This window comes from Vampirovibrionales bacterium (genome assembly GCA_016712355.1).
Classification (GTDB): domain Bacteria; phylum Cyanobacteriota; class Vampirovibrionia; order Vampirovibrionales; family Vampirovibrionaceae; genus JADJRF01.
In genome coordinates, this window is record JADJRF010000005.1 from 2,387,273 (window position 1) to 2,414,258 (window position 26,986).

The following is a 26,986-nucleotide window of genomic DNA, read 5'->3' on the forward strand; positions in this document are numbered from 1 at the left end:
CAGGCCAGCGTTTCGGCGGGCGTTTTGGGGGATACTCATGGCGCTAGACGCGAATGTCCACGATTTTTTTCATCACAAAGAAGCCGATTAATTGCAGGAAGGCGGCGATACCCAGGGCAATCTGACCGAGAATCGTTGAATAGAGCGGCTCAACGTAAGTGCGCATAAACAGAAACAGCACCAGAAACACAATCACGGGCGCGGCGCCCAGCATATAGCCGGTCATGCGCGCTTGCCCGGTCGCGGCGGAAATCTGCCCCTTGAGCTTGAAGCGCTCGCGAATGGTATAGCCCAGCTTATCCAGCACTTCGGCTAAATTGCCGCCCGCTTCACGCTGAATCAGCACAGCGGTAACAAACATGCGGATATCCGGCACTTCCATGCTCACGACCAGACGATTTAAAGCGTCTTTAATCGGAATGCCCAGATTAATATCATTCACCACCTGAGAAAATTCGGGCCCGATGGGGGCGCGCATTTCGAGCGCGATGACGTTGATGGCCGACTGAAACGAATGGCCTGCGCGCAAGGCGCTGGTCATCAGCCCCAGGGCGTCGGGCAATTGCTTGATGAAGGCGTTGGTGCGCGAGCCCTTCTTAAACTTGAGAAAGACTAACGAACCAATGGGCACGCCCAGCCCAAGCAGCGCTATCACGATATTGAGGCTCGCCAGACCAATGGGCAGGCAAATAATGATCGGCGCGACGATAAAAAACAGGATGAATTTATCCACCGTCATTTTCATGCCGGCTTGCGCGAGTTGCTTTTTGAGCGAGGCGGCAAAGTTAAATCGGTTGAGCACTTTGCCCACCGCCTCGTTGTCGTAGCTGCGATCGCGCATCAGCTCTTCCAGACGCCGCATGCTCTCGTCCTGAGCCTCGACGATGACGGCGTGGGCGGATTTAATCTGCCGCAGGCGCATCTGCATCGGCGTCGGCTCTGGGCTGGCGTAGCGCTGAAAATAGAACAACGCAAAGCCGATCGCCACCGAGAGACCCAGCACCAGCGCCACCGCGACGATCATCCAGATAAGCGTCGAATCACCCATGGGCGCGGCGTCCCGGCGTTTGTCCCCTGCGCAGCGCGATCAGTCTATGGCGCTTCATTGGATACGACCTCTCTGAGTAGAACCTCTCTGGGCGGGCGTCACGGCTTGCGCAAGCGCTGAAACAGGCCAATCTCGTCGGCGCTGAGAATCGGCTTGTCGACTGGCGCGTCCGGCGCGGGCGGGGGTTTAATGGCCAGCATGTCCTCGACCGACTGTTTGACGAAAATCTCGTTGGCCAGATGCAGCCCCTTGGCCTTGGCGCGATCGGCGAAACGCGGCCGCACGCCGGTGGCGATATGCGCGCCAATGACGCGCCCGCGCTCGTCCAGGCCGATTTGCTCGTATTTGAAGATCTCCTGCATCGTGACCGTGTCGCCTTCCATACCGACGATCTCAGTGATGCTGGTGGTTTTACGCTGCCCGTCGCTGAGACGGCTGACCTGAACGATCAGATGCACCGCCGAAGAAATCTGCTGACGGATGGCCTTTTCGGGCAGGGGATTGTCGTTCATCAGACACATGGTTTCGATCCGCGACAGGGCGTCGCGCGGGGTGTTGGCGTGCAACGTGGTCAGCGAGCCGTCGTGACCGGTGTTCATGGCTTGCAGCATGTCCAGCGTCTCGCCGCCGCGACATTCCCCGACGATGATACGATCCGGGCGCATCCGCAGGGCGTTGATGAGCAGCCGTCGGATGGGAATCGCGCCTTCGCCCTCGATGTTGGCCGGACGCGATTCGAGCCGCACGACGTGGGGCTGTTGCAACTGAAGCTCGGCGGCGTCTTCGATGGTGACAATGCGCTCGTCTTCGGCAATTAGCGCCGACAGACTATTGAGCATGGTCGTTTTACCGGAGCCCGTTCCACCGGAGATGATGATGTTCATATGGGATTTCATGGCCGCCACCAGGGTTTCGGCCATGGAAGGCGTCATCGAGCCCCAGCCCAGCAGCTTATCCAGTGTCCCGGCGTCTTTCTTGAATTTACGAATGGTGACCGACGCCCCGTCAATTGCCAGCGGCGGAATCACCGCGTTAAAACGCGAGCCGTCGTAAGGTTTGCCCGGCGCCTTGATGCGCGCATCGACCAGCGGTACTTTTTCATCGACGCGGCGGCCTACAGTCGAGACAATCCGCTCAATGACGTGCATGAGGTGGGCGTCGTCGCGAAACTGCACGGCGCTGAGCGTCAGCTTGCCGTTTTTCTCGACGTAGACCTGATTGGGCCCATTGATCATGATCTCTGAGATGATCTCATCCAGCAGCAGCGGTTCAATCGGGCCGTAGCCCATGATTTCTTCCACCAGTTCGCCGACCAGCGCTTCGCGCTCGGGCCGACTCATGGGGATGCGCTCCTGTTGCAGGATCTGCTCCAGGAACTGGAAGGCGGCCATGACGATGGCCTGTCGATCGGTGGCCTGATCGTCGCCCACAACGAGATTTTCGACGAGTTTATTGTGAATCTTGTTTTTGAGCTGCTCGAAATGCTCGCCCTTGGCGGTTTTGCGCGTATCAATCGCGCCGCCGGCTTCGGATGCGCCGATGGGAGCCGCCGGACCGCCGCCTGCGGAATTGGCGCTGATGAGCGGTCCCGGCGCAGGCGTCGACGCGCCTTGTCCGGGTAAGGCGGGTCGCGTCTTATTCAGGCGTTCTCGCAGCGACATGCGGGCTTATCTCCTGCCGAACAGGCCTGATAACAGGCTTTTGGTCGGTTTCTTGCCCAATCCGGCCGGGCGCGCCTCGCTCTCGACCGCGTCGTCACGATGCAGCAAGCCGCTCACCTGCCGCGCCAGCCCGAGGAAGTTCTGATAAATCGCCTGCCCGTTTTCCAGCGAGCTGATCGGGATGCCGCGGTTAATGGCCGTCATCACGGCGAAATAGTTATTGGGAATTTTCCAGTACACGCCGTGATCCAGCGTTTCCTCGACGTCTTCGACGCTGATTTCGTCGTCGGGCACATAGCGGTTCATCACCAGCTTGACCTTCTGCTTGTCGTAGCCGAGGCGCTCAAACAGGCTTAACACGCGCTGATTGCTGCGAATGCAAGGCAGGTTGACCATCGACACCAGCATGATATTGTCGGCGAGATCCAGCGCGGTCAGCGTCTTGGAGTCAAACGAGGTCGTCGTGTCGATGATCACATAGGGAAACGTGGCTTTCAGCACGGTCAGCACGGTATTAATCTGATCGGCGGTGACTTCTTCGGCTTCTTCGACGTGCAGCGGATCGGCCAGGACGTAGACGCGCGAGGCCCCGTATTCGAACTTCGCCAGCGACGTTTCCAGATAGGCGGCGTCCACGCGTCCGATATTGCGGGCAATATCGACAATAGTCTGCTTGGGCGTCACGTCCAGAAACGTGACGATATCGCCGAGTTGCAGGTTTAAATCGACCAGCGCCACCGGCTGTTGCGTCACTTCTGAGAGGGCTTGCGCCAGATTCACGGCCAGCGTGGTCTTGCCCAGGCCGCCCTTGTTGCTGAAAATCGTGATAATGCGCCCGCTGTCGTCTCCCTGACTCTCTGCGCCCAAATGCGACTGATGCTTATGCAACAGACCCAGCAATTCTTCGCGCTGGATGGGACGGCGGATGAATTCGCGCGCGCCGGCCTGCATACAGGCCATGATCGTTTGCAAATCGATCTGATCGCCCGAAATGACGATCAGCACGTCTTTAAAGTGCGTGGAAATGCGCGTCACCAGCTCCAGCGTCTTGGCCGTGTCGGCGCGCAGATCAATGAACACCACGTCGGGATGATTCTGCCGCACCAGTTCGTAGCCGTAAATCAGGCTATCGGTCTCGGCGATGATATCGACCAGTTGCGTTTCGCCCAACGTCTGACGAATCAGGCCGCGGGTCTCGACGTCCCCTTCAATGACGATGACTGAAATCACCCGACTCATGTTAGCCTCTTTCTCCCTGCCTGCCGCTAGCCTTTGGCGCCTGGCGCGCTGCTCTCGAAGTACCGGCCGCGATCCTGGTTATTGTCGAGCACGTGGGGCGTCACGATGACGACCAGCTCGGTGTTGAGCTTGTTGTAGCTGCCGTTCTTGAAAAAGATGCCCAGAATCGGGAGATCCGAGACAAACGGCGTCTTGGCGAAGGTGTTGTTTTCCTCGCGCGTCAGAATGCCGGAAATCATCAGGCTTTCGTCGTTATGAAGCTGCACGGTGGTGTTGGTCGTGCGCTTGAGGATGCCGCACACCCGCCCGCCAGTGATATCAATACAGTTGCCAGAGTCCAGACTGCTGACCTCCGGGGCGATTTTCATCTCGATCAGGCCGGTGCGAATGTTCATCCACGGCGTAAAGGTCAGGCGCACGCCATATTCGCGAAACGACAGAATCGGGCTGCCGTTCTGATCGGTTCCCGACACGTACGGGAATTCGCCGCCTGCCAGAAAACTGGCTTCGCGGCCATGGGTGGCGACCAGTTTGGGTTCTGCGAGAATCGAGACCTTGCCATTGGTTTCCAGCATATCGAGCGCGGTTTCAAAATTCCGGCTGATGCCAAACGTACTGGTCACGCCGCCCGGACTGCCATTACTGGCCTGAATGGTTCGCAGCGAGCGCTTGAGGCCTCCCGCCAGACCCCGTCCGCCGAAATCCCAGCCGGGCGCAAGACCTGCCGAAGCGCGACCGAGAAGCTCCAGCGCCTTGGAGTCCAGCGGCCCTTGCAGGCGCGTAATGGAGAAGTCTTGTCCCTGCGCGCCAAAGGAGGTTTTGAGATCGCGGGCGACCTGCTTATTCATCTGGATAATCTTGACGGCCAGCACCACTTGCGGCGTGGGGGTCTCGGTCAGATCGACGAACATCTGATCGCGATAGCCATAGGCGCCCGCCGTGCGCCGGATTTCGTCCAGCACGACCGAACTCGACGCCTGCCCTGAAATAATGAACGAGTCGTCGGTCACCCGCACGCGAATATTCTCATTGGGGGCGATCTCGTTGATGGCGGCCATCAGTTCGGCGGTGTCGTTCTCGATGTGCAGGTCAAAGATGCCTTCCTGTCCGCGCTCGTCCCAGACGATCAGGCTGGTGACGCCGCGCTGCTTGCCGTTGATCATGAGCTGATCCGGCGCCAGCGGAATCACGTCGGCCAGTTGCGGATCGGCTATCGACAGGCGCTCGATGGGTTGCGCAAACTTGATGATTTGCGATCGCCCTTTGCGCACCGTCAATTGCGTGAGATTTCCAGCGAGCGATTGCGGCGACTGGGCGCTTTCCTGAGCAGGCGGCCCGCCTGCGTCGGCGCGGTAGGACGGCGCAACGCTGGCCGCAGATGGCAACGGCATCGGCATCAAGTCGCGATCGCGCGAGGCCTCCTCGGCCAGCGGCGGGGTCGGCAACGGCGATGGGCTTATTTCCATCGCCGCGGGCGTTTCTATCCCCGCAACAGGCTCTGCGGTTTGTTGCAGCGCCATGGCCGGAATGGCTTTATCAGGCGTTACGGCAATTGCTTTATCAGGCGCTGCGGCGAGGCGGGCGATGGCGTCAGTCTCAACCGGATTCAGCGGCTGGAGAGCGTCCCTGGCCAGGGCCAATCCGCCCAGCGAGGCCGCCGCGCTCAACGCCATGGCGACGCTGAGGGCTCGTTTTATCACATCGTGTTGCATACGGGGCATCGCGGGGGCTCCTGCCAGTAATGACGGCAATAGGGGTAAACTTAATGCGACCACTCGAATTCTTTGGTTTCGCTGCTGGGGCCTTTGAGAATCTGGAGCGAGAAGGTTTTGGGGACCGGTTCTGGCGGCGGGGCTTCACCGGGCGCAGGCAAGCCAGCCGGATTAACCGGATTTTGCGCGGCGACAGGATGCGCCGTCAGCTTGGGCAGCGGCGCGCGCGGCGGCAGCGGCAGAAAATTCACCGATGCGGTCCCGCTGATGAGTTGCGCCATATCGGCGCCCAGCAGGGTTTTGCGCTTCTTGTCGCCAAAGCCGCGCAGGGCCAGATGGAATTCGCCCTGTTTGTTGGCCAACGCCAGCATCTCGGCCTGCTCAGGCGTTACCTCCAGCGTAATCCCCGCGCCGGGATTGGCCGTCACCGGCGGCGGCGCGTTTTTATCGTCGCCGCGCGTCGAGGATGTTGCGGCAGGCGGCAGAATAAAGCTCCCGCCCACAGCGATCACGCGCACGTTTTGCAGGAGCGTCTTGCTCATTTTGGCGTCTTCAAAAATCACCATGACGTCGACCCGCGCCCCGGGCGAAATCGCGCCGCTGACGCCGCCGATTTTGTCGACGTTGATACTGATGGCCCGCATCCCTTCAGTCACCGGCAGCATACCAGCCGTGTCCACCAGCATGTCTTGCGTCAACGAAGCATCCTGCTCAATCACCTCGGCGCTGAACTGCCCCGCAAGCTGATTAACGCTCGAAAAACTATCCTCGGCCGGCGTTTCGCCCGGCTCCAGCTCGATATCTACCAACATGGCAGGCGTAATCCGCACGCCTTCCGGAATGCGCACGGCGGCGCGAATTTCATGGAGACGCTTCATCGCCACGGTCTGTTTGGCTTGCGCCTCCTGCTTGAGGCGCTGGACCTCGGCCTCCAGCTTCTGCTTTTCGGCGTCTTTCTGCTGGGCGACTTGCGCGCTCTGCGCCGACATCCCACTGATGACGAAAACCGCCACCAGAATGCCGATGCCGCCCACGACCAGCGCAATTACGGCGGCGACCGCAAACTGGATAAAGCTCTTTTTAGGCCGTTTCGGCATGGGCATCGGGAAAACGCCCCCAAATTGCTACTGACAATTGCAACTGATGAAACCGCTGAACGCCGGAAAAGACCCCATCACCCGTCTCTCTTTCTGCCATCGACTCGCCCCGAGAGGCGACCCTCGTCTTTCCAGCGCGCCTTTCTCATGAAAGGATGCGTCTTCAGCATACCAACTGGCCTGCCTCCGCCTTATCCCCCATCCTGACGAATTCCACCGCCGACGCCCCTGGCGCGCGCCGGATTTCATCCAGACGGGGGAGCCGACGCCTCACCCTGCCGCGCCCTTCGACGCGACTGTCACAAAATGCGCGGCGATCGTTTTTATGCGATTGAGAGCCCCATTGGGGGGAATTGAATCTGTTTCTTAGTTGGGTGAAGAGCGCACAAAGCCGAGATTGAAGGACGTCGACCAGACGTGATACCGCCTGTGAGAAATTGGGGCGCGACAACCGGCGCGAATTCCGGGGCGAGTGGCGCATGGACGCGTCCGCCCGGCCAGACGCCGCCGTCGCCTGGCGGCGTCGAAACCCCGGTGGAAGAAGCCGTTCGGCGCGGCACGCCCTGGGTCGAGCGACGTCTTGAGCAGGTCGTGGGAGAAGAGTTTCTGGCCAACGCGAGCGAGTCGGCCAAACCCCTGTTTCGCAACCAGTGGCTGTCGCAGCATGTGACGCCTGTGGTCAAACGCTATCAATACCTCGAAAGCCTGACGCAAAATCCCTTTGCCGCCGCCACGCAAGGCGCTGCGGCGGGCGCGGCGGCCATGACGTTTTCTGAACTGTTCTACGGCGGGGCCGTCACCCCGCAAAGCGCGCAAATCGGGATGCTCAACCCGCTGGAAATGGGGCGTCAAGCGCGCGCGCGTCTACTGGCAGGCGTCCCCGAAAATCTTTCGAGCGCTGAGCGGGGCCTGCGCGCCACCGGCAACTTCTTTAAAAAAGTCATCTTTAATCAGAACATCAAGAATCTGGTTGCGCCGCTCAAACGCGGCAATGCGCCGTTAACCGGCCTCTTTGCGCTGGCCTACCTGTCGATGATCGCCCTGGGCGTCGACGCCGCCAAAACCGAATATCGCAATAACCGCCAGCAGGGCCATGGCGCGTTTGTCTCCGGCGTCAAAGCCTTATGGCAGGGCGTCAAGCGTAGCGCGCGCTGGCTCGCCTCGTGGGAAGTGGCCAATGTTGGCTACGCCATCGGGACGCTGTTGTTTGCGCTGGCCTTCAAGCGCTTCTCGCTGACAGCGGGGCTGGTTTATAAAACGGGCGCCGCCCTGGCGGGCGTTCTCAGCGGCGTGGCCTTCGGCGTGGCAGGCGAGCGCTATGTGTTAGAACCCCTGATGAAAGCCCCCAAGGCGCTCACGCCGCCCGAGGCTCCGGCTGCGATCCCCGGCCCGGCGCTGGCCATTCGGCCCGATTCGCCGTTTGCGGCGCTGCGCGACACGCGCGCCTGAGGCCCCCATTTTAGTATTCCCCATAATATTACAAAAAGTTAAGATCCGCGTTTCATCGTAAAGTTACGCGGGTATCGCCCGATAGGGATCATGCTGAGAATGGTCGCGCAACGTCCCTGCGCGGACGTTACCCGGATTCGAGAGGAACGCGCCCGTCATGCCCCTGTCCGTCACCTTCTCCTGCTCGCAAAAGCTTTTTAGAGTCGCCCGTCGGGGACAAGCCCTGATGGAGCTGACCTTCACCCTTCCCGTGCTCATTCTGCTCCTGATTGCGGCCTACGGCGTGGGCGCGGCCATGTACACCGGCTCCAACGCGTCAAGCGCCGTCAAGGAAGCCGTCGACAACAAGGCGCTCTACGCCGCCACCGACACGCCGATTACCTTAATGGAGTCGAAAATCAACGGCTATTCGGGCGGATCGTTCGTCGTGACGGGCGCGCCGGTCGACAGCATTGATATCGTCGCAGCCCATCGCGACAAGCGCACCGTGGTGGTCAATGCCAGCAAATCGTACACGTTTGCCATGTTGCCGACGTTTACCTTTGTCGTTTCGCAAGGCATTCCCGGCAATTTGCTACGCACCAACGTTGGGACCGCCGCCGGCATTACCGCGACGCCTTACCCGCCCACGCTGCCGTCTTCTATCCTGCCGCCCTTCGTTGATCCGACTACCGTCGGGGCCGTCCCGGCGACGCTGCCCAAAGGGGCGACGATTTCCAAAGCGGACTGCATCCCGGCCGACGCCGATATCGCCATTGATTTCGCCACCAGCGGATTATCGGCGGACGGCGCCAAGGCGCTGATTAAACTCTACGTCGACAAGCTTCAGGCCCAGGGTCTGGTTGCCTGCGCCAAGCCGATGCGCGACAACACCGATGACGTCGTGCTTGATCGCAGCGTCCCGGCCTATTAAAGCCTCTAACCGGAGATCCGTCGGATGGAAAACTTCTTGCCCCCGTCCCCTCAGCGGCCCGCGCCGCGATTTGGGCTTCTGGCGCAGACCATCGCGCGCCCGCCCCGACTGACTGAGCCGCCGCGTCCGGTTTATGGCTTTGTCCGCAGGCCCGGCGAGCGGCGGGCCCAGCGCGGCAGCGTGCTGATTGTCGTGACGCTGCTCAGCGTCTTCTTAATTGGCTTTGTCGGCGTGGCTGTCTACACCGGCCTGAATATGTTCCTGCAAAGCGAGTTGTCCAACGCCGCAGCGACCGCCGCCGGGGCGGGGGCGGCCGCATTCTACGACAAGTTTGACGCCAACGGCGGTCCGCTCAAAAGCGCCGATTACGCGCAAACCGCCGCCGCCGACACCTTCCGGCATCTGGTGGAGTCCAGCCCCGCGCTGAGCGGATTCAACGCCCAGCTTAAGGGGGGCGCGCCGACCATCGACGCCGCGCGCGAAACCGTCACGGTCGACGCCGTGGCGACGATTCCCACGGCCCTGCTGGCCCCCATCGGCATCGAGAAGTACGACGTCAGCGCGATCACCATGGCGCGTTATGCCCGGCGCAACGTGCTGACGACGGTTCCGCAAGCGATCGACACGGTGAGCGGCCCCGGCTACATCATGCGCACGTTGAATCCGCCGATGATTGACGGGCCCGGTCCCGATCTCTACGTGGGCGTCGCCCCCACGCCTTTCTTTGGGTATCACGGCGTGCTGGTAGAAGCCTGCGGCGGCCCGCGATGCTACGACGTGGGAGCGGCCGCCGTTCTCGCCGACGCCACCGGCGCCGTGGCCGATCGCCGATACCCCGGCGGCGTCGAGCGCCGCGTCCTGTACGGAAATTTCTATATCGATCTGGGCGCGGTGAATACGGCGCTTGGCTATAACAAGAACGTCAAGAAGGCCGACCGCATCAAGATTATCGACGACGGCTTCAACGATTACATCAAGCCGGACGGCACGCGCGCGCGCGGCATGGAGATTCCGCCCGGCGCGATCCCCCTGCCCACGCCAGCGATGCCCGGCACGCTGATTCAATCCGTGCAGGTGATGCACAACGCCGTATACTGCCCGGCCAGCGGCGGTTGCGTCGCCCCAACCGGCTACGTGTTTACGCCCATCTGACTATTGCCAACAGGGGCCTGGCTGCTGCCATCTCCTTCTTAGACGCCAAGCCGTCTTATGCGCGTAAGCGAGGGATAAGAATAGTAACGGCGCGCGTCGCGTTATTTGCAGCAGCGGCCCATTCTGCTACAATCATCGACGCAGATGCGCCTTGCGTCTGGAATCGCCGCAGCGATAGGCCAAGCAAGCATTAGGGCTTAGCCAATAGGCTCCCAAGGGCTTCGCCGCCCTTTGGCTTGGCGCCGCCGTCTTCCCCCCTTGCCCGCAGGAGTAACCTCACATGCAAGTTCGTTTTGGAGCTATCGTCCTTACACAAAACAATGGAAAAGCCCATACATTTCAAACAGTTAAAAAAACCCTTGCCACCCGTGAAAGCAAACTGACGGATTTACGCAATCGGTACGCCCGTGCTGGCGAGCCACAAGTCGCCTTCTCCATAGCCACCACAGACCAGCCTCCTCAACTTGTCATCTGGCACACCTCTGGGGGCGAAGAAGTACTCTTAGCCACTCGGGCCTTAAAGCTTCTCAAACGCCATGGCGGACCCGAAACTTTCACCGTTACCTCCAGCAATGACCGGCTCATCGGGGAAACCTTAAACGGCTGTCCCGTTGGCCCTTTCTCAAAGGCCGATACCGAGTTAGTCAACCGCATAAGGGAGTTTTTTCCCGTTATCAGGTAGCCCAGTTGTAGCCGGACCTCAAGTCAAAAACGCCCCGCGCGTGAAAAAATAATGGCGCAGGGCGGCCTCACAAAAACCGCCCTCGCGGTTTTCACGCAAGGGCGGCGGTTTTTGTGAAGCTGATCGCGGACGCAGCTTATTGCAGCAGGCGTAGCGATTCTTCCAGCAGATTCTTGTTGGTGCTGATGAGTTTGGCCGTCACGTCGAGTTGCAGCTTGGCCTGTTGCAGGTAATTGACGTTTTCGCGCATATCGACGTTCGACTTCTCAATCAGCCCGCTGCGAATCTCGCCGCTGCCGGCCATCGGCTCGCCGGATACGTCGCTGGGGACGAACTGATAGTCTTCCACCTCTTTAAGGCCGCCCGGATTGATGAAGTTCACCAGCGCGATCTTATAGAGCGGCGTGACGGTCTTGCCGCCATCGCCCAGACCGACCACCGTGCCGTCGGAGCGGATCTTGTACTCGTCATATTTGCCAAAGAACTTGCCATTGGACGGGTCCGCCCACAGGCTGATTTCCGTGGTCGGAATCTGGCTCGTGCCACCCTGACCCTGCGGCGGATTATTCGGCCCCGTGGAACCTGCGCCGCCCGGCGCGTTGACGTCGCCCGTATTAACGACCTCGCCATTCTCGCCCAGCAGATAGCCCTGCACTTTGGCCCCTTGCGCGTTCACCAGCGTCCCGTCCTTGTTGAGCGTGAAGTCGCCCAGACGGGTAAACCGCAGGCTATTATCGGCCTTGCGCACCACGAAGAAGCCCTTGCCCTCGATAAACAGGTTGGTCGGGGATTTTCCGGGCAACGATTTGCCTTGCTCGTCTTTGCGGGAAATATTCGCGCTTTGAACGCCATTGATGAAATCGGAGAAGGTCATGCGCTTTTCGCGATAACCGGGCGTATACACGTTACCCAGATTCTCCGCCAGTTGCATAAACCAGCCCTGAGCGGCTTTCTGGGTATTCAGCGCGGTAATAAACGGATCGTTCATCGTGAGCATGCCTCCTTCAGAGTCGCGAGAAAAAGAGTCTGCCAGAAATCTACTGAGATGACGTCATCAGGCGTCTGACACCCCGTCTTCGCCGGAATCGCGCGGCGGACGGCCGTCGTCTCGCGCATCGGGCTGGCGAAACGTCAGGGTCGACACCGGCAACTGGCGATCGGCCAGGCGCTGACGCAAGTCGTCCATCGTCTGGCGCAGGTAATGGGCCATGGCCTGATCCTGGGTGAGGAATTCTGCCGAGACTTTGCCTTCATGGAAACGCAGAATCAGCGACGAGCGGCTGTCGAGTTCCACGCGCACCGAGCGGTTTTCGCTGTAGGCCTTTTCCATGAGATTGGCAAAGCGCTCGGACAGGCCCGCGCGCGCAAAGTCCGGCTTGCCGCCGGGAGTCAGCGCAAAGGCCTGCTGCAAGGGCACGCCGCCGGGATAAGCCATCGCCGTGATGGTGAGCTGGTCCATCACGCGCACGTCCTGACGCGTCAGATCGCCATTCAGAGCCGACAGCGCGCGGCGAGAGCCCTCCACAGGCGAAGCGTCGGTATCGCGCAAGGCGCTCGCAGCGGGAGCGACCGTCGCGGCGGCGGCGGTTAATTTGGCGGCCTGTTTCGCCGCGTCTTCGGCAGCGGCGGCGGCTGCCTGCTTGCGCTCTTTGTCGGCGGCGGCCCCGGCGGCGTCGGCGTCTGACGAGGGCGCGCCATTGAGAAGGGACAGCGCGCCACGATTGACGCGGGTCGCGCTGAGATCCACCAGCAGATCCAGAAAGCGCAGGTCAACGCCATCGCCTGGAGCGGACGCTTGTCGCGCGGCGGCGGTACGCGTGGGGCTGGCCGTCGTCGTCGTCGTTGTCGCGGCGGCGGCGGCGGCAGACTCGGCGGAGGCGCTAATGGCGTCGGCGCGTTTATCAGAAGCGCGGGTCATGGCGGAAAAGTCTCCTTTACGGGGGGCGCAGCGCGATTCAGGGTTCGGGATGATTCAGGCTTGTTGGCGTTCTTCTCGTAAGGCTTGCTGAAGTTCTTGCTGAAGGGCGTCGTCGCGTTGTCGTTGGTCTTGCAGGGCTTCTTGTTCTAGTTCTTGCTGTCTGAGTTCGTCCTGTTTTAGTTCTTCTTGTCTTAGTTCTTCTTGTCTTAGTTCTTCTTGTTTTAGTTCTTCTTGTTTTAGTTCTTCTTCTTCCTGATCGTCCTGCTCGCGTTCGAGCTGGGCCCGGAAATAGCGCTGGCTGCCGACCTCATCGAGCATCTTCAGTTCCAGGCGTTTTTCTTCTTCCTGCCAGGCTTCGCGGGCTTTATCGCGATGCTTTTCCAGCGCCTTCAGGTCGGCCAGATAGCGCTCGTAGAGGGCCTGTTCTTCATGCAGGCGGCGTTGGGCCTCGACCAGTTCGACTTTGACCAGATAGTCGTGTTCCTCATGACAGCGGTGCAGGTAACGATCGTGGGATTCCATCATCATGTGCGGACCGGTGAGCAAATGTTGATGGACCAGGCGGATTTCGTTGCGTTTGGCCTCGATTTTGGCTTCGACGGCGTAGACGGCTTGCTGGGCCTCAATGACAGCCTGAAGCTGAATTTTGCAGCGCCGTTCGCGCAGATCGAAGACCTTTTGGAGTCGATAGACAAAACGCGCCATGGCGGATTCGGCCCTTTACAACGGACGCCCCACGAGCGCGGCTTGCCCTGTTGGGGAGTCTAGTCAACTATCGGCAAAAAGCAACGTCGGGCCAGCGCGCCCGCGTTAAAATCCCTCAACGAGGGGACGTCGGCGCGTTTACTGCGAGGGCAGGGTGAAAGCGCCGCCAAAGTCAATCTTCACGGTATCGCCGGGCTGAATTTTCATCGAATCGCCGCGTCCGATCACCGCCATCACGCCTTTTCCTGTCGTCACCGCCGTTCCCGCCACGGCGCCGCCGAGAATCCCCGCCGGAACGGTCACCGCCATGCCCAACCCTCCCGCGACATTTTTCCCGCGGTCGATGCCAGCCTGCTTGAGATGATCATACACCGCAGCCCCCGCGCCCACGCTCTTGCGCAGCTTGGCCCCCACCCCAGGGTCCGAATACAGGGCGTAAGTCGGGCTATTGGGGTCGCCCGCGCGGCGCACCGTGTCGTTCTGGGCGGATAAATTCAGGTCCAGCGGGAGAAGTTCGCCACTGGGCAGCGCGACGTGATCAAAACCCAGCAGAATCGAGCCCCCGCGGCTAAACAGGCCCGGACGCTTGACCTCTGCCAGCCGTCCGCGCACGGCAGTCTGTTTGGGAAGAATCACGCGGGGAACGCCGTCGCCGTCCAGCGCGGTAAAATCGTCTTTGAGCACCGCCGTAAACGGTTCGCCGACCTGCGAGATGCGAGAATCGAGCGTCGAGGTAAAGGCAATCGTCAGCGCCGTCCCCTCCGGGACTTTCTCTGAGGAGGAATTAATCCGCAGCGGCGCGCCGTCGCTTTGCGCGGAGCCCCCTGGAGCCTGGCCGCCGCCGCTAACGTCCCCCGCGCGCGCGACGCCGGGGCAGAGCGAGAGCGCGGCGAAAAGGCTCAGCCCGATGATCGCGGCCCGCGCGCGATCCGTGTTTCGGCGTTGCGCATCGGTGGTAATGGACATAGCGGCGAGTCTCCCTTGTATCGCGTGCGGCTCTGGTTGCTGAGCGCTCAACTCTGGCGCTCTGGGCTTTCGAATGAGATTCTGGCGTTTTAGCGCGCCTCTCCGCCCTCCGGCGCCATGCCTATTATAGCCTGCGCCGAGAGAGCTTTCAGCGCGATCGGCGGGGAAGCGGCTGTCGGTCAGTGTGGTCGGGAGTGAAACGCGCCCAGGGACCCAAGGACGCGCATCCGCCAGCCTGAGAAGATACGGGCGCGCCCGCTTCAGTTCAGACAGCATGATTCAGGCAAAACGCGTGCGGCAGCCAGATTCACACCCATGCTTTACGGGCGCAGACGCACCAGCGTTTCATCCGGGCCGACCATATCGAGGTTATTGCGCGCCAATTCTTCAACGCCCGCCGGCGACGAATACACGGCGATTTTATGCGTCAAGAGCGCGCGCTCGTCGATGGTTTCGCGGTAGAGGCGGTTCATGACGCCCGCATTGGCCGTCAACACCGAAATCTGATACAGATGCGAGACAATGGCCCGCGTAATTTGCAGACACCCAAAGGCCAGCGCGCACAACACAAAAGCCTGCACAGCGGTTTGAAACCACGAAAAGGGCTTGCGTCGCCGAGAAGGCGTCGCCACCGGACGAAGTTGCAAGTCACGACGATGCGCCGGGGCGCGCAGATGACCGTAACGCAGGTCGAATGGCGGCTCAGCGTAAGGCGCTTGCTCAAGCCAGGCATGCGTTTGCTGGTAGCGGACAGCTCGATTCACAGGCTCAACTCTCTTTAGGGGGTGCTAACTCTCGGGGCAAAGAAAGACTCGAATAAAAGATTCGAATAAAGGCTCAAAAAACAGGTTCAGACAAAAAAGCGTTAACAGGCAGAAGCGAAATGACGGCTCCCATGCGCCCTCATGCGGGACACGCGCCAGAAAACCCGGAACGAGGCGGACGCTGAGAACGACAGAAGCCCTTGCTGCGGAAAAATCCCAAGCGATTCGCCGTTTTGAGCGCATGGAGAGTGATTGCTTTTATCCCGCCAAAAGCGATGCGAGATAGAAGCCTCACGGATATTATACGATACGTCACGCAGAAGGGGAAGCGGATGCTCACAAGCGCCGCGTCAGGTCAAGCGCCGGGCATAGCGGCCATCACCTGCGCCAGATCCTTATCGCCTCGCCCCGACAGATTCACCAGCAACAGCGCGTCATCGGGCGATTGCGCTGCCAGACGCCGGGCGTACGCCAATGCATGCGCGCTTTCCAGCGCCGGGAGAATGCCCTCCAGGCGCGCCAGCTCGCCGAACGCAGCCAGCGCCTCCCCGTCAGAAGCCGACTCATAGCGCGCCGCGCCGATGGCTTGCAGGTACGCATGCTCAGGGCCCACCAGCGGGTAATCCAGCCCGGCGGAAATACTGTAGGTTTCCAGCACCTGACCATCCGGCGTTTGCAGGGCAAGGCTTTTCATCCCGTGCAGCACGCCCACGGTTCCACGAGCCAGCACCGCGCCGTGTTCTGGCGTGTCGAGCCCCTTGCCCGCCGGTTCGACGCCGATCAGCGTCACGTCCGGGTCGGCGCGGAAGGCCTCGAAAATGCCCATGGCGTTAGAACCGCCGCCCACACAGGCAATCACGGCGTCCGGCAATCGGCCGTATTGCGAAAGCATTTGCGCGCGGGCCTCATCGCCAATCACGCGCTGGAAAAACTTGACCAGCGTCGGATACGGGTGCGGTCCCGCAACAGTGCCCATCAAATAGTGCGTATCGCGGACATTGGCAATCCAGTCGCGCAGCGCCTCGTTAATCGCGTCTTTCAACGTCCGCGATCCGCTGGTCACGGCGTGCGTCTGGGCGCCCAGCAGCTTCATACGGAAAACATTGGGCTGTTGGCGCGCCATATCGACCTCACCCATATAGATTTCCGTCTTCATGCCCAGCAGCGCGCCCGCCATTGCCGTGGCGACGCCGTGCTGACCCGCGCCGGTTTCCGCAATCAGGCGGGTTTTGCCCATGGCTTTTGCCAAAAGCGCTTGGCCCAGGGCGTTATTGGTCTTATGCGCGCCGCCGTGCAGTAAATCTTCGCGCTTGAGCAGGATACGCGCGCCCCAGGCCTTCGACAGGCGGTCGGTTTCGTACAGCGGAGTCGGACGGCCCGCATAATGCGTCAACAGGCGGCGATATTCCGCCAGAAAGGCTTGGTCATCGCGCAGGCGCAGAAAATCACGCTCCAGCGCCTCAATCGCAGGCATCAGCGTCTCGGCAACGTATACGCCGCCAAATTCACCAAAAAAGCCCAGGGATTGCATTCGCCAAACCTCGTTCGACCCGGCCGCCAGACTGCGCGGGCCGGTCCCCGCATTTTACTCGAATTGCAGCACGGCGTCGCGAAACCGCTGAAGCTTGTCGGGGTCTTTGACGCCTACAGAAGCCTCAACCCCAGACGCAACATCGACGCCCACCGGATGAAACGCCCGCAGCAGCGGCCCCACAGTCTCCGGCGTCAGCCCGCCCGCCAGAAAATGAGGGATCGCGGCCAACGAGCCGTCTTCGTAAAACGTCGCCAGCAGACGCTCGCGCTGGGCGGGTAACATGGCTACGCGCTTTGGCGCATCCAGCAGTAAAAAGTGAATATTCGGGTTTTCGCGGGGCAAATACGGCGCCATCGCGGCCTTAAGCTGATCGGGCGTCCAATCGGGCTCGTAGGTGATGGTTTTAATGACCGGGCGGGGCAGCGCGTTGCACAACTCCGGCGATTCGCAGCCATGGAGCTGAAGATAATCCAGCGAGGCTTCGCTCACCGCCCGCTCGATGAAGTCTTGCGATTGATCCTGAAACACGCCCACGGCCAGCAAGCCCGGCACGCGGGCCTCGACAATCTCCGCCGCCTGCGAAAGGCTCACGCAACGCGGCGACTCGGGCGCAAAAATCAGCCCCATAAAGGCGACAACAGCCCGGCTGACGCGAAAGGCGTCTTGCGCGCTGGTCACGCCGCAGATTTTGATCAGGGTTTTCATGAAAATCCTCTCTAAAAGTCTCTCGGGGAGGTGCGATTGCGATTACGCCCAAGCCCTAAGCCATATTGACATCCGTCAAGGCGGACAACATCGCCGCCAGCTCGGTCACAGGCTGACGCATCAGCGCAGAACCGATTAAGAATCCGTCACAGTAAGGCCTTAAGGCGTCGAGATCAGCGCGCGTCTCGATGCCGCTGGCGGATACCGTTAGCGTTCCCGGTGGAATCAGCGCGGCCAGACGAGATGTTGTCGCCAGATCAATAGCCAGCGAATCCAGATCGCGGTTATTCACCAGCAGAACGCCCTCCCCGCAGGACAGGCCGGGCGTGGCCAGCGCGCGCGCCAATTCGGACGGATTCTGAACCTCGATGACCGGCGTCATACCCCAGTGCCGACAGCGCGCCGTCAGGCTCGCCAGCCCGTCATCGCTCAGACTCTTGACGATCAGCAGGGCGGCTTCGGCGCCAAAGGCGCGCGCGGCGTCTAACTGCGAAGGCTCGACAATGAAATCCTTGCACAGAACAGGATGACAGCTTTGCGACGCAACATCTGCCAGCAACGCATAGCTTCCGCCGAAATGATGAGGCTCAGTCAATACCGAAAAGCCAATCGCCGCCGTATGATACAGCGCCAGACGCTGCGGCAGGTCGCTGACGTCGCCCAACGCGCCTGCTGAAGGCGACGCAGGCTTGATTTCGAGGATCAGGCGCGGGCGATCGCTTGCGGCGCGCAAAGCCGCCTCCAGACGCCCCGGACGCGCCACCGGCTGCGGCGCTTGCGGCAGCGGATTTGGAATCGCAAGGCCTGCGGCCAGATCGGCCCGGCGACGCGCCACGATGGCTTGCAGGGCGCTATTTGTCATGCGCGCGCGGCGTCCTGACGCACGCGATTCAGGACAGCCTGGGCTTTTCCGCTCGCCAGCAGCCCGGCGGCCATCGCAACGCCCGCTTCAAGATCGGACGCCGCGCCAAAAACGGCCAGTCCAGCCCCGGCGTTCAGACACACCATATGATACGCGTCGCTGAGAGTGTCTTCACCGCTTAAAATGGCCGCGCACAGCCGCGCATTGGCCTGCGGCGAATAACCATCGGCAGGCGGGCCCTGTTCCGCGTGAAAACGATTGATCATTCGCACGTCCACCGCGCCGGGCGTGATGTCAAACACCGTGGACAGGCCATTGATCACCAGCTCGTCTACGCCGACGGGCGCGGTACTCGCCGAAAGATTCGCCACAATGGGGTCTTCGGAAATATCCGGAAAACCATTCACGAGCCAGGCGCGTCGCAGCGCGGGGTCTTCGGCCAGCAAGGGCGCAAGCAGTTGCAGCGCCGTGGGATCGCTTACGCCCATCAGACGATAAGCCGGTTTGACGGGATTTAACAGCGGCCCTAAAAGATTAAACACGGTCGGAACGCCCAGCGCGCGACGCAGTTGATGGAACGGCCCCAGCGCCGGGTAGCAGTCCGGCGCATACAGGAAGACAATCCCGCAACGAGCAAGGGTTTCAGGGAGTCTCGCCAGTGGCGGCGATTTCACGCCCAGCGCTTCCAGCAGATCAAAACTGCCGCTAACGCTGGTGACAGCGCGATTACCAAACTTCACCACCGGAACCCCGCCCGCAGCCAGCACAAAGGCCGCCGTGGTAGAGGTATTAAAATGCGCGCGCCCGCTGCCGCCTGTGCCGCAGCAGTCCATCAGCGGCCCTTCTTGCAACGCAGGATCTTGCAGCGCGGGAAGCGGCAGGGCGCTGGCCAGCAGGGCCTCATGAATGGTCTGAATCTGCGCGCCGGGCTCGTTAAGCGCCAGAAGCGCCGGAACCGTCAGCCGTTGCAGCAGCGCGCGCGCCTGAGACTCGTTCAGCCGCAGGTGAATTAAATCGTCAATCTCGGCGCGGCTCAGCATCGCGTGAGAAAATTCTCCAAAAGACGCCCGCCCTGAGGCGTTCCAATGGATTCCGGGTGGAATTGCACCCCATACAAGGGCGCAGACGCGTGGCAGAGCGCCATGGGCAGGCCGCTGCGCACTTCACGCGCAATAATACGCAGACACGTTGGCAAGTCGTCTTCGCTGACGACCAGCGAATGATAGCGCATGGCCTCGAACGGGTTGGGCAGGCCCTCAAAGAGGGGCGACGGCTCCAGAATCTCAATCATACTGGTTTTGCCGTGAACGATTTCCGGCGCGCGGCGCACCGAGCCGCCCAGATGATGCGCAATGCCCTGATGCCCCAGACAGACGCCCAACACCGGGCATGCCAGCGCCTCATAGCGCGTGACCACCTCGCGACAGACGCCAAAATCTTTCTCATTCGCCGGATGACCGGGACCCGGCGAGAGAATCGCGCGATCGGGCCGCAAGGCCAGCAGCGCATCGAAATCCAGGGCGTTATTGCGAAAAACCAGCGTCTCGCGGGTCGTCAAGGCCTGAGTCATCTGGTACAGGTTGTAGGTGAAGGAATCGAAGTTGTCGATGATCACCACCGGCGCGGTCATAGACGAGAGCCCTCCGGCGCAGGAGTTGAAACAGCCATTTTTTCCGCCAGCGCAATCGCCATGAGGGTGCTGCGGGCCTTGTTTCGAGTTTCCTGCCATTCGCCTTCCGGGGTGGAATCGGCCACCAGACCGGCGCCCGCGTTGATATGCGCCACGCCGTCGCGAATCAGGGCCGAGCGAATGGCGATCGCCCCGTCCATGTTGCCGGTGATATCAAAATACCCCACGGCGCCCGCGTAAAAGCCGCGACGCTCGCGCTCCATCTGGGCCAGCAGCTCCATCGCGCGAATCTTGGGCGCGCCGCTCACCGTCCCGCGCGGAAAACAGCAGCGAAACACGTCATAAGCGGATTTCCCCGGGCGCAGCCGCCCGCTGATCTCGGTCGTCAGGTGCATCACGTGCGCATACCAAGTGATACAGCCGACTTCGCCCGTCTCCACGGTTCCAGCGACGCAGGTTCGCCCGAGATCGTTTCGGCCCAGATCCACCAGCATACGATGTTCAGCCAGTTCTTTCTCGTCTGCAAGCAGCGAGGCCGCCAATGCAGCGTCTTCTTCTGGCGTTGCGCCGCGCGGACGCGTGCCCGCCAGCGCGCGTAAGGTCACTTGACCGTCCAGACAGGACGCATAGGTTTCCGGCGAGGAGCCAAGATAGTCAAAGCCGGGGAATTTCAGAAAATAGGCGTACGGAGACGGGTTCACCGCCTGAAGCGTTCGGTAGATATCCAGCGAAGACGCGCTCACAGGACGATAAAAACGATGCGACAGGACGATTTGAAACGCCTGCCCTTCCTGAATATACCCTTGCGCCTGAGCGACGCCTTCCTTGAAAGCCGCTTCGCCCATCGCGCTTTGGACGCCCGCAAACGGGTCGCAGGTCGCCCCTTCAGCCGGAAAAGGCAGCAAGGGCGGGGCGGCAGCCCGATCCCCGAGCGCGGCGCGAACGCGGGCCATCCAGTTGGCGGCCTCGTCGGCGGGCGCGTACGAAATCAGATACAGACGCCGGTACAGATGGTCAAAGACGATCACCGATTCATACAGCGCGTACGCCCCATCCGGCGCGCCCTGCGGGTCAAGCGCCTGCTGCGGAATATTCTCGTAATAGCGCGTCGCGCCGTAGCCCATCACCCCCACCCAACCGGCCGTAAAGGGAAAGGTCTTGAGGGCGCCGGTTTTTTCAGGCGCATCGGGTAAAAATTCAGCGGCAAGGCGGGCCAGCAGGGCGGTCGGGTCCTCGCACGGTTCGCATCGGCGGCTCTGCGCGCGCGCATCTTCAATCACGGCCTCGCCATCTTCAAAGCGCACCGTGAGGCGCGGATCGACGCCCATAAACGAGAAGCGCGCCACGCGGCGGTCGCCTTCCGCGCTCTCGAACAGAAACGCCGTCGAGGCCGCGCGCGCCAGCTTATAGAACAACGAGACGGGCGTCTCGGCGTCAGAGAGCAGCGTTTCCACTAGTGGCGAAGGCATCATGCGAAGACAGCGCTTTTGAGTTCCAGGGGGCGCAACCCGCAGGCTTACGGGCCTGCGCGTCGTTTATTGTGTCATAAACATCCGCGTCATAAACAGTCCTGGGGACCAGCCCTTGCCCATCCATGCCCAGACAGCCCCCTCGAAAAAATCTCCAAAAAAAAACTCGGTCAAGAAGAATGAACCTTCGATCAGACCGAGAAACTTAAGGAGGGGTATATAGTATTTTCTACACTAAGATACCGTAAGAAACGAGGATGTCAAATAAAGCTTGTGTAAAGATGCCGATCGGAATCCCGGCGCCCGCATGGCCGTAACGCCTCCCACGGCAAAACAAGCCCCCGGCGCGGGGCTTGCAGCCCGATTTCTCTGGCGAACGCGCGTTACGGCTGGCTCAACTGATCCGCGCGGCGAATAAAGACATTGCGGTCTTGCTCGACTTGCTGATTGCGCGTTCCATCGTCAATCAGCTCGCGTTTGCGGGTATCTCCGCTCTGCAAATCGCCCAGCGTGGAGAGTCGGCGCACAATATCGCCGCTGACGCCCGGCATACCCGGGAAAAACAAGGGGCCTCTACCGTTCACGGCCTGTGTCAGCATCGTTTGATTCGACGCGGCGGGCCGCCCCGTGGGATCGATAATCTCCACCACCGTCATATCCGAGAAATCGTCTTTCTGGTACACCACGGCATCGAGAAACGCCGGGCGGGGCTTGATTTCTTCGTCGAGCCCCTCGCCCGCCGGCGGCGCAGGCAGGGTGAGCGTGAGCGCGGCGACGCCTTTTTCAGACGCGACGCCTTCGAGCTTTTCGGGATCGGCTCCCACCCGCAGCGGCGCGCCATTGGGAGCCGTAAAGCCCTGATTCTGCGGCGAGATATAGACCACGACGCGGGCGCCCGGCGGGGCTTTCACCAGAATGCGGTTCTCCTGCCCCCAGAGTAAACGCGTGGGCAGGTACAGAGAGGACTTCTGCTGAATAAGGCCGCTCAGGCGTCCGCCCGCGCGCACCTGCGCCGAGGCGCTCCACGGCATCGCCAGCGCGACTGAAACAGCCAGCAAGGCGGCCAGCGCGCTGATAGCGCCGATCGACAGCCGTCTCGGAAAAATCGTCGTCATGGCGCAGCATCCTCTCTTACTGGAAGCGGGTATCACCGGGCGATACGCGATTGCGCCCGACTGGCCCTATTGTAGCAGCTTCGCCCCCGCTTGGCGCGCGCGCAAATTTGTGATTAGCTAGGGGCATGGAAGTTTTCAAGCTCATCCTGCAAATTGCGCAGAACGTCGCCGCGTTTCTGATGATTGTTCTGGTCCTGCTGCATTCGCCCAAAGGCGACGGCATCGGAGCGATTGGCGGCACCGCGCAGATTTTCTCCAGCGCAAAAGGCGCTAACGCCACGTTGGTGCGTATCACGGCCTGGGTGTCGGGCGCTTTCTTCTTTCTGTCTTTCATCTTGGGGTATTACCTGAAGGGCTAGCGGGGCGTTTTCGACCCGCCGTTCCCTTAAACGCAGGATGCCGCGCCGTCTGCGCCGTGCTACCGTGTCGCTAGAGATCAAGCGAGCGGGGTGTGAGGATGTCGGGGTCACGGCCAGCCTTTGCGCGGCACACGCGAGCGATCGGGCGGCAACAGCGTCTGAGCGGGCTTCTGGCGCTGGCGTTTTCGCTGACGCTGGTATGTTCGCTCTGCGCGCCTTCTCAGGCGCTCAGCCTGGATGAGGCCATTCAGAAAGCCATCGAGGCTTCCTTTGACCTTAAAATCGCGGCGACCGACGTGTCCATCAGCCGCCAGGACGTGTTGCGCACCCAACTCAACGAGTATCTGCCCGCCGCCACGTTTCGCGTCAATACCGAATACGCGCGCGATCTGACCGGCAGCGCGATGCCGTCGGTGCGCAGCGTCGGCGACACGATCTCGGTCAATAACACGCTGTATCAGAACTCGATGGCGCTTCAACTCTCGTATAACGTGCTGGATTTCGGCGTTCGCCGTCATAAAGTACGCTACCTCAAGCAGGATGTTCAGGCCAAAGCCGCCGCCGCACGCGCTGAGCTGGGCGCGCTCAAAGAGAAAGTCGTCCGTCTTTATACTGAGGCGCTTCTTGCCGACACCGACCGCCGGGTGCAGCAGCTCGTCGCCTCTTCGCAGCAGGAAGTGACCATCCTCAAGCAACGCCTGTATCAAGCCGGGTTGATTTCGCGCGCAGAAGTGGCCGATGAGGCGGTTCAGCTCGCGCAATCGCTCGCCGACGCCCAAGCGCAGACCGATCGCTATGAGCAGGCCCTCAGCAGACTCTCGCAAGTCACCCATGAAACCTACAGCGGCAAGGGAACCGCGCTGGAGCCGCTGCAAGCGCGCGCCCAAGTCGACGATTTCCAGTCCGTGGATTTCACCAACACCGCGCAAACGCGCGAGGTGGACCATCAAATCGCCCAGAAACGCGAAGAACTCAAGGTTTTAAACCGCCAGCTCCTGCCCGCCATCACGGCCTACGGCAATTACCGCCTGTATGGCTCCGACCCACAACGCGTCCTGTCGACCTATCGGCAGACCGAGCCGTTCGCCGCCTCTGTCGGCATGGCGACGTCGATTGCGCTGTTTGACGCCGGACGTCAGGTCGCCGGACGCAAGAAAATTCATCTGGAACTGGAAAAGCTTTCGCTGCAACGCGAAAAAGTTATTGATGAGCAGCGCAACCGCTGGTTATCGACCGTCAAAGCAGAGGAAGCCGCCCAGCGCGCCGCCCAACAAGCCGAAGTCGTCCTGAGAGAGCGCGAAAGCAAGCTCGGCCTGCTGAATCGTCTGGCAGACGAGCGCATGCTGGATCAAACGCTGCTGATTAAGGCCAAAATCAAGACGCTGGCCGATCGCCGCGAGCGTGACAAAGCCGCCATTGAGCGCTTATCGGCGCTGGAGACCCTGCGGATTCTGGCGGAGGGCGCGCCCTGATGCAAACCGGCCTGATTGCCTTTGACGCCATCGCCAAGCTGAGCCATATTGCCGTCGATTTGCGCGCCATCGCCCGCGAGCACGGTCTGGCCAGCGGCGAAATCCCGTGCGAGGAGCTGTTGCGCATCATCCAGCAATCTGGATTCCGCGCCAAACGCAAGACCCTGGAGCCCGAGGCGCTGGAGAACCGCTATCCGCTGCCCGCCATCGCCCTGTGCGAGGACGGCACCTATAAGGTATTGCTCAAAATCAACGCGCTGGCTAAAAAATGCCTGATGTACATTCCCGGCCATAACGGGCCGTGCGAATGGACGCTGGACGAGCTGCAAGCGCAGACTCACGGCGAATTTATCATTTTAAGAAGCCGTCAATACAACGAATACCGTCAATTTGGCTTCCGCTGGTTTTTTGAAGAAATCATCAAATTCCGCCAGGTCATCGCCGAGGTCATGATTGGCTCGTTCTTCGTCCAGCTTTTCGGCCTGGTCACGCCGCTCTTTACGCAGGTGATTCTCGACAAGGTGCTGGTTCATCACAGCCTGACGACGCTCAACGTACTGGCCGTGGCCTTTGTCGGCGTCACGGGCTTTGAACTGCTGCTGAATCTCAGTCGCAATTATATCTTCACCCACACGGCCAATAAAATTGACGCCAAGCTCGGAGCCAAACTCTTTCGGCATCTGTTTAACCTGCCCTACGCCTACTTCGAAAGCCGCCCGGTCGGCGTCATTATCGCCCGCATCCGCGAACTGGACGCGATTCGCGAATTTATCACCAATAAATCGGTCACGTTGATGGTCGACTTACTGTTCTCGGTCGTCTTCGTGGTCATGATGGCCCTGTACAGCGTGCCGCTTACGCTCCTGACGCTGGGCTTTATCGTCGCCATCGGGCTGATTTATCTCATCGGCACGCCTGCCTTTCGCGCGCGCCTCAACACGAAATTCCAGATGATGGCGCAATCCAACTCCTATCTCGTTGAATCCGTCACCGGCGTGGAAACCGTCAAATCGCTGGCGGTCGAAGGCGCCATGCAACGCAAGTGGGAAGATTATCTGGGCCGATACCTCGGCGCCAGTTTTCGGCTGTCGGCGCTGGGCAGCATCCTGGGCTCGCTGTCGTCCTGCCTGCAAAAACTCCAGACCATTTGCCTGCTGTTTTTCGGCGTCAAGCTGGTACTGGACAATCAACTGACGGTCGGCCAACTCATCGCCTTTCAAATGTTCGCCAACCAGTTTACCGCCCCGGTATTGCGTCTGGTGAATTTATGGAATGATTTTCAGCAAACCCTGCTGGGCGTCGATCGCCTCGGCGATATTCTGAATAATCCCATTGAGAGCGCCTCTGAGAAAGAAATCACCCTGCCGAAAATCAACGGCATGATCCGTTTTGATAATGTCGGATTCCGCTATACGCCGGGCGGCCCACAGGTGCTGGACAATGTGACTTTAACCATCGCCCCCGGTCTGAGCGTCGGCGTCGTCGGGCGAAGCGGCAGCGGCAAAAGCACGCTGGCCAAGCTCATTCAGCGCCTGTATATTCCCACCGACGGGTCGATTCATATTGACGATATGGATATCCGCCATCTCAACGCGCGCTGGTTGCGTTATCAGATCGGCGTCGTGCCGCAGGAGAGCTATTTATTCAGCGGAACGATTCAGGAGAATATCAGCCTTCCCAAGCCAGAAGCGCCCATGGAAGAAATCATTCATGTCGCCCGTCTGGCAGGCGCGCACGAATTTATCGCCCAATTGCCCGATGGGTATGACACCCCGGTCGGCGAGCGCGGCTCATCGTTATCCGGCGGTCAGAAGCAGCGCATCGCCATCGCCCGCGCATTAATGACGCAACCCCGTATCCTGATTTTCGATGAAGCCACTTCAGCGCTCGATTACGAGTCTGAGCGCGTCATTCAGCGCAACATGAAAAAAATCGCCGAAGGCCGCACGATGGTGATTATTGCGCATCGTCTCTCCTCGGTGCGGCATTGCGATTTAATCATCGCGATGGATCGCGGCAAAGTCGTGGAGATGGGGGCGCATGATGAATTAGTGGGCATGGGGGGCTATTACTGGAATTTATTAGAGATGGAAGGCCATGATTAATCCCAACATGCGCATGAGTCCTGCCCTCTGGGCCTCAGGAGGGCGTTCCCCCCTCCTGAGAACCGCCCCCCTTAATTTACCTCTTGGGGCTGCGCCCCAAACCCCGCTTGGGCTTCAGCATGAGGGCGCTCAATCCGGCCCTGAGCAATTCAATGACGCCTCCTCAGGGAGCGAAATTCCCAAAACAGGGAGGGGGATTCCCAAGGGGGAGGGAACGGACCCCTTGGGCCCGGATCCCAACTCTACCCATCAGACGCAAACACCTCTGCATCTGGCCTCAGGAGGGCGTTCCCCCCTCCTGAGAACCGCCCCCCTTAATTTACCTCTTGGGGCTGCGCCCCAAACCCCGCTTGGGCTTCAGCATCAAGGCGATAAATCCGGCCCTGAGCAATTCAATGACGCCTCCTCAGGGAGCGAAATTCCCAAAAC

24 protein-coding genes are annotated in these 26,986 nt (G+C 60.6%); 7 read left to right on the forward strand and 17 right to left on the reverse strand.

All coding sequences use genetic code 11. The features are described from left to right. Positions 1 to 43: 43 nt before the first annotated feature. The 5 genes from IPK79_12370 to cpaB all read right to left on the reverse strand — a co-directional run bounded on the left by IPK79_12370 (position 44) and on the right by cpaB (position 6,763). Complete coding sequence (locus IPK79_12370) at positions 44 to 1,048, reverse strand: type II secretion system F family protein (GenBank protein MBK8191230.1); 1,005 nt, start codon at positions 1,046 to 1,048, stop codon at positions 44 to 46. 98 nt (positions 1,049 to 1,146) lie between these two features. Next, positions 1,147 to 2,709, reverse strand: coding sequence for a CpaF family protein (locus tag IPK79_12375; GenBank protein ID MBK8191231.1), 1,563 nt, complete (start codon positions 2,707 to 2,709; stop codon positions 1,147 to 1,149). 6 nt (positions 2,710 to 2,715) lie between these two features. Continuing rightward, the gene (locus IPK79_12380; protein ID MBK8191232.1) at positions 2,716 to 3,948 is read right to left on the reverse strand and encodes a response regulator; all 1,233 of its coding nucleotides are present in this window, start codon (positions 3,946 to 3,948) and stop codon (positions 2,716 to 2,718) included. Between the two features lie 26 nt (positions 3,949 to 3,974). Beyond that, positions 3,975 to 5,669: a pilus assembly protein N-terminal domain-containing protein gene (locus IPK79_12385; protein ID MBK8191233.1), complete on the reverse strand. Its 1,695-nt coding sequence runs from the start codon at positions 5,667 to 5,669 to the stop codon at positions 3,975 to 3,977. Positions 5,670 to 5,710: 41 nt separating this feature from the next. After that, a complete protein-coding gene (gene cpaB, locus IPK79_12390) occupies positions 5,711 to 6,763 on the reverse strand; it encodes a Flp pilus assembly protein CpaB (GenBank protein MBK8191234.1) in 1,053 nt (350 codons plus the stop codon). A 411-nt stretch (positions 6,764 to 7,174) separates the two neighbouring features. On the opposite strand from cpaB, the gene IPK79_12395 reads away from it, so the two are divergent. From IPK79_12395 to IPK79_12410, 4 genes are all read left to right on the forward strand, one after another. After that, positions 7,175 to 8,206 carry a hypothetical protein gene (locus tag IPK79_12395; protein ID MBK8191235.1) on the forward strand — a complete coding sequence of 344 codons (1,032 nt, stop codon included), beginning with the start codon at positions 7,175 to 7,177 and terminating at the stop codon, positions 8,204 to 8,206. A 157-nt stretch (positions 8,207 to 8,363) separates the two neighbouring features. Next, entirely contained in the window at positions 8,364 to 9,119 is a 756-nt protein-coding gene (locus IPK79_12400; GenBank protein MBK8191236.1) for a pilus assembly protein, read from the forward strand. 24 nt (positions 9,120 to 9,143) lie between these two features. Next, on the forward strand, positions 9,144 to 10,271 hold the full coding sequence (locus IPK79_12405; protein MBK8191237.1) for a hypothetical protein: 1,128 nt from the start codon (positions 9,144 to 9,146) through the stop codon (positions 10,269 to 10,271). 280 nt (positions 10,272 to 10,551) lie between these two features. Beyond that, positions 10,552 to 10,953 (forward strand): hypothetical protein, encoded by a 402-nt coding sequence (locus tag IPK79_12410; protein ID MBK8191238.1) that lies wholly within the window; start codon positions 10,552 to 10,554, stop codon positions 10,951 to 10,953. A gap of 136 nt (positions 10,954 to 11,089) precedes the next feature. On the opposite strand, the gene IPK79_12415 is transcribed toward IPK79_12410, so the two are convergent. The 12 genes from IPK79_12415 to IPK79_12470 all read right to left on the reverse strand — a co-directional run bounded on the left by IPK79_12415 (position 11,090) and on the right by IPK79_12470 (position 22,621). After that, on the reverse strand, positions 11,090 to 11,941 hold the full coding sequence (locus IPK79_12415; GenBank protein ID MBK8191239.1) for a flagellar hook basal-body protein: 852 nt from the start codon (positions 11,939 to 11,941) through the stop codon (positions 11,090 to 11,092). A 66-nt stretch (positions 11,942 to 12,007) separates the two neighbouring features. Next, positions 12,008 to 12,871 carry a flagellar hook-length control protein FliK gene (locus tag IPK79_12420; protein ID MBK8191240.1) on the reverse strand — a complete coding sequence of 288 codons (864 nt, stop codon included), beginning with the start codon at positions 12,869 to 12,871 and terminating at the stop codon, positions 12,008 to 12,010. 54 nt (positions 12,872 to 12,925) lie between these two features. Continuing rightward, positions 12,926 to 13,576 carry a hypothetical protein gene (locus IPK79_12425; GenBank protein ID MBK8191241.1) on the reverse strand — a complete coding sequence of 217 codons (651 nt, stop codon included), beginning with the start codon at positions 13,574 to 13,576 and terminating at the stop codon, positions 12,926 to 12,928. Between the two features lie 138 nt (positions 13,577 to 13,714). Beyond that, a complete protein-coding gene (locus tag IPK79_12430; protein MBK8191242.1) occupies positions 13,715 to 14,542 on the reverse strand; it encodes a hypothetical protein in 828 nt (275 codons plus the stop codon). Between the two features lie 320 nt (positions 14,543 to 14,862). Next, positions 14,863 to 15,306: a hypothetical protein gene (locus tag IPK79_12435; GenBank protein ID MBK8191243.1), complete on the reverse strand. Its 444-nt coding sequence runs from the start codon at positions 15,304 to 15,306 to the stop codon at positions 14,863 to 14,865. Positions 15,307 to 15,661: 355 nt separating this feature from the next. Further along, complete coding sequence (gene trpB, locus IPK79_12440) at positions 15,662 to 16,837, reverse strand: tryptophan synthase subunit beta (protein ID MBK8191244.1); 1,176 nt, start codon at positions 16,835 to 16,837, stop codon at positions 15,662 to 15,664. Between the two features lie 54 nt (positions 16,838 to 16,891). Beyond that, positions 16,892 to 17,545 carry a phosphoribosylanthranilate isomerase gene (locus IPK79_12445; protein MBK8191245.1) on the reverse strand — a complete coding sequence of 218 codons (654 nt, stop codon included), beginning with the start codon at positions 17,543 to 17,545 and terminating at the stop codon, positions 16,892 to 16,894. Positions 17,546 to 17,600: 55 nt separating this feature from the next. Further along, positions 17,601 to 18,407 (reverse strand): indole-3-glycerol-phosphate synthase, encoded by an 807-nt coding sequence (locus IPK79_12450; GenBank protein MBK8191246.1) that lies wholly within the window; start codon positions 18,405 to 18,407, stop codon positions 17,601 to 17,603. Then, positions 18,404 to 19,447 carry an anthranilate phosphoribosyltransferase gene (gene trpD / locus IPK79_12455; GenBank protein MBK8191247.1) on the reverse strand — a complete coding sequence of 348 codons (1,044 nt, stop codon included), beginning with the start codon at positions 19,445 to 19,447 and terminating at the stop codon, positions 18,404 to 18,406. Before trpD ends, IPK79_12450 begins: the two co-directional genes overlap by 4 nt. Next, positions 19,441 to 20,037 (reverse strand): aminodeoxychorismate/anthranilate synthase component II, encoded by a 597-nt coding sequence (locus IPK79_12460; GenBank protein ID MBK8191248.1) that lies wholly within the window; start codon positions 20,035 to 20,037, stop codon positions 19,441 to 19,443. Before IPK79_12460 ends, trpD begins: the two co-directional genes overlap by 7 nt. Next, positions 20,034 to 21,509 carry a chorismate-binding protein gene (locus IPK79_12465; GenBank protein MBK8191249.1) on the reverse strand — a complete coding sequence of 492 codons (1,476 nt, stop codon included), beginning with the start codon at positions 21,507 to 21,509 and terminating at the stop codon, positions 20,034 to 20,036. The genes IPK79_12460 and IPK79_12465 overlap by 4 nt, the downstream gene beginning before the upstream one ends. Before the next feature lie 380 nt (positions 21,510 to 21,889). Beyond that, positions 21,890 to 22,621: a hypothetical protein gene (locus IPK79_12470; GenBank protein ID MBK8191250.1), complete on the reverse strand. Its 732-nt coding sequence runs from the start codon at positions 22,619 to 22,621 to the stop codon at positions 21,890 to 21,892. Between the two features lie 125 nt (positions 22,622 to 22,746). Here IPK79_12470 and secG point away from each other — a divergent pair, with 125 nt between their 5' ends. The 3 genes from secG (at position 22,747) to IPK79_12485 (ending at position 26,557) form a co-directional block, all read left to right on the forward strand. Further along, positions 22,747 to 22,980, forward strand: coding sequence for a preprotein translocase subunit SecG (secG, locus tag IPK79_12475; GenBank protein ID MBK8191251.1), 234 nt, complete (start codon positions 22,747 to 22,749; stop codon positions 22,978 to 22,980). A gap of 98 nt (positions 22,981 to 23,078) precedes the next feature. Next, positions 23,079 to 24,452, forward strand: coding sequence for a TolC family protein (locus tag IPK79_12480; protein ID MBK8191252.1), 1,374 nt, complete (start codon positions 23,079 to 23,081; stop codon positions 24,450 to 24,452). Then, positions 24,452 to 26,557, forward strand: coding sequence for a type I secretion system permease/ATPase (locus tag IPK79_12485; protein MBK8191253.1), 2,106 nt, complete (start codon positions 24,452 to 24,454; stop codon positions 26,555 to 26,557). Before IPK79_12480 ends, IPK79_12485 begins: the two co-directional genes overlap by 1 nt. The last annotated feature ends 429 nt before the right edge of the window (positions 26,558 to 26,986 follow it).

Excerpts from the sequence above, each read along its gene's own strand:
- IPK79_12380 (MBK8191232.1), bottom strand. The coding sequence starts at position 3,948 with ATGAGTCGGGTGATTTCAGTCATCGTCATTGAAGGGGACGTCGAGACC.
- IPK79_12445 (MBK8191245.1), bottom strand. The coding sequence starts at position 17,545 with ATGAAAACCCTGATCAAAATCTGCGGCGTGACCAGCGCGCAAGACGCC.
- IPK79_12450 (MBK8191246.1), bottom strand. The coding sequence starts at position 18,407 with ATGACAAATAGCGCCCTGCAAGCCATCGTGGCGCGTCGCCGGGCCGAT.
- IPK79_12400 (MBK8191236.1), top strand. The coding sequence starts at position 8,364 with ATGCCCCTGTCCGTCACCTTCTCCTGCTCGCAAAAGCTTTTTAGAGTC.
- IPK79_12370 (MBK8191230.1), bottom strand. The coding sequence starts at position 1,048 with ATGGGTGATTCGACGCTTATCTGGATGATCGTCGCGGTGGCGCTGGTG.
- IPK79_12470 (MBK8191250.1), bottom strand. The coding sequence starts at position 22,621 with ATGACGACGATTTTTCCGAGACGGCTGTCGATCGGCGCTATCAGCGCG.
- IPK79_12385 (MBK8191233.1), bottom strand. The coding sequence starts at position 5,669 with ATGCCCCGTATGCAACACGATGTGATAAAACGAGCCCTCAGCGTCGCC.
- trpB (MBK8191244.1), bottom strand. The coding sequence starts at position 16,837 with ATGCAATCCCTGGGCTTTTTTGGTGAATTTGGCGGCGTATACGTTGCC.
- secG (MBK8191251.1), top strand. The coding sequence starts at position 22,747 with ATGGAAGTTTTCAAGCTCATCCTGCAAATTGCGCAGAACGTCGCCGCG.
- IPK79_12410 (MBK8191238.1), top strand. The coding sequence starts at position 10,552 with ATGCAAGTTCGTTTTGGAGCTATCGTCCTTACACAAAACAATGGAAAA.
- trpD (MBK8191247.1), bottom strand. The coding sequence starts at position 19,447 with ATGCTGAGCCGCGCCGAGATTGACGATTTAATTCACCTGCGGCTGAAC.
- cpaB (MBK8191234.1), bottom strand. The coding sequence starts at position 6,763 with ATGCCCATGCCGAAACGGCCTAAAAAGAGCTTTATCCAGTTTGCGGTC.
- IPK79_12460 (MBK8191248.1), bottom strand. The coding sequence starts at position 20,037 with ATGACCGCGCCGGTGGTGATCATCGACAACTTCGATTCCTTCACCTAC.
- IPK79_12405 (MBK8191237.1), top strand. The coding sequence starts at position 9,144 with ATGGAAAACTTCTTGCCCCCGTCCCCTCAGCGGCCCGCGCCGCGATTT.
- IPK79_12375 (MBK8191231.1), bottom strand. The coding sequence starts at position 2,709 with ATGTCGCTGCGAGAACGCCTGAATAAGACGCGACCCGCCTTACCCGGA.
- IPK79_12480 (MBK8191252.1), top strand. The coding sequence starts at position 23,079 with ATGTCGGGGTCACGGCCAGCCTTTGCGCGGCACACGCGAGCGATCGGG.
- IPK79_12430 (MBK8191242.1), bottom strand. The coding sequence starts at position 14,542 with ATGTCCATTACCACCGATGCGCAACGCCGAAACACGGATCGCGCGCGG.
- IPK79_12425 (MBK8191241.1), bottom strand. The coding sequence starts at position 13,576 with ATGGCGCGTTTTGTCTATCGACTCCAAAAGGTCTTCGATCTGCGCGAA.
- IPK79_12420 (MBK8191240.1), bottom strand. The coding sequence starts at position 12,871 with ATGACCCGCGCTTCTGATAAACGCGCCGACGCCATTAGCGCCTCCGCC.
- IPK79_12485 (MBK8191253.1), top strand. The coding sequence starts at position 24,452 with ATGCAAACCGGCCTGATTGCCTTTGACGCCATCGCCAAGCTGAGCCAT.
- IPK79_12415 (MBK8191239.1), bottom strand. The coding sequence starts at position 11,941 with ATGAACGATCCGTTTATTACCGCGCTGAATACCCAGAAAGCCGCTCAG.
- IPK79_12465 (MBK8191249.1), bottom strand. The coding sequence starts at position 21,509 with ATGATGCCTTCGCCACTAGTGGAAACGCTGCTCTCTGACGCCGAGACG.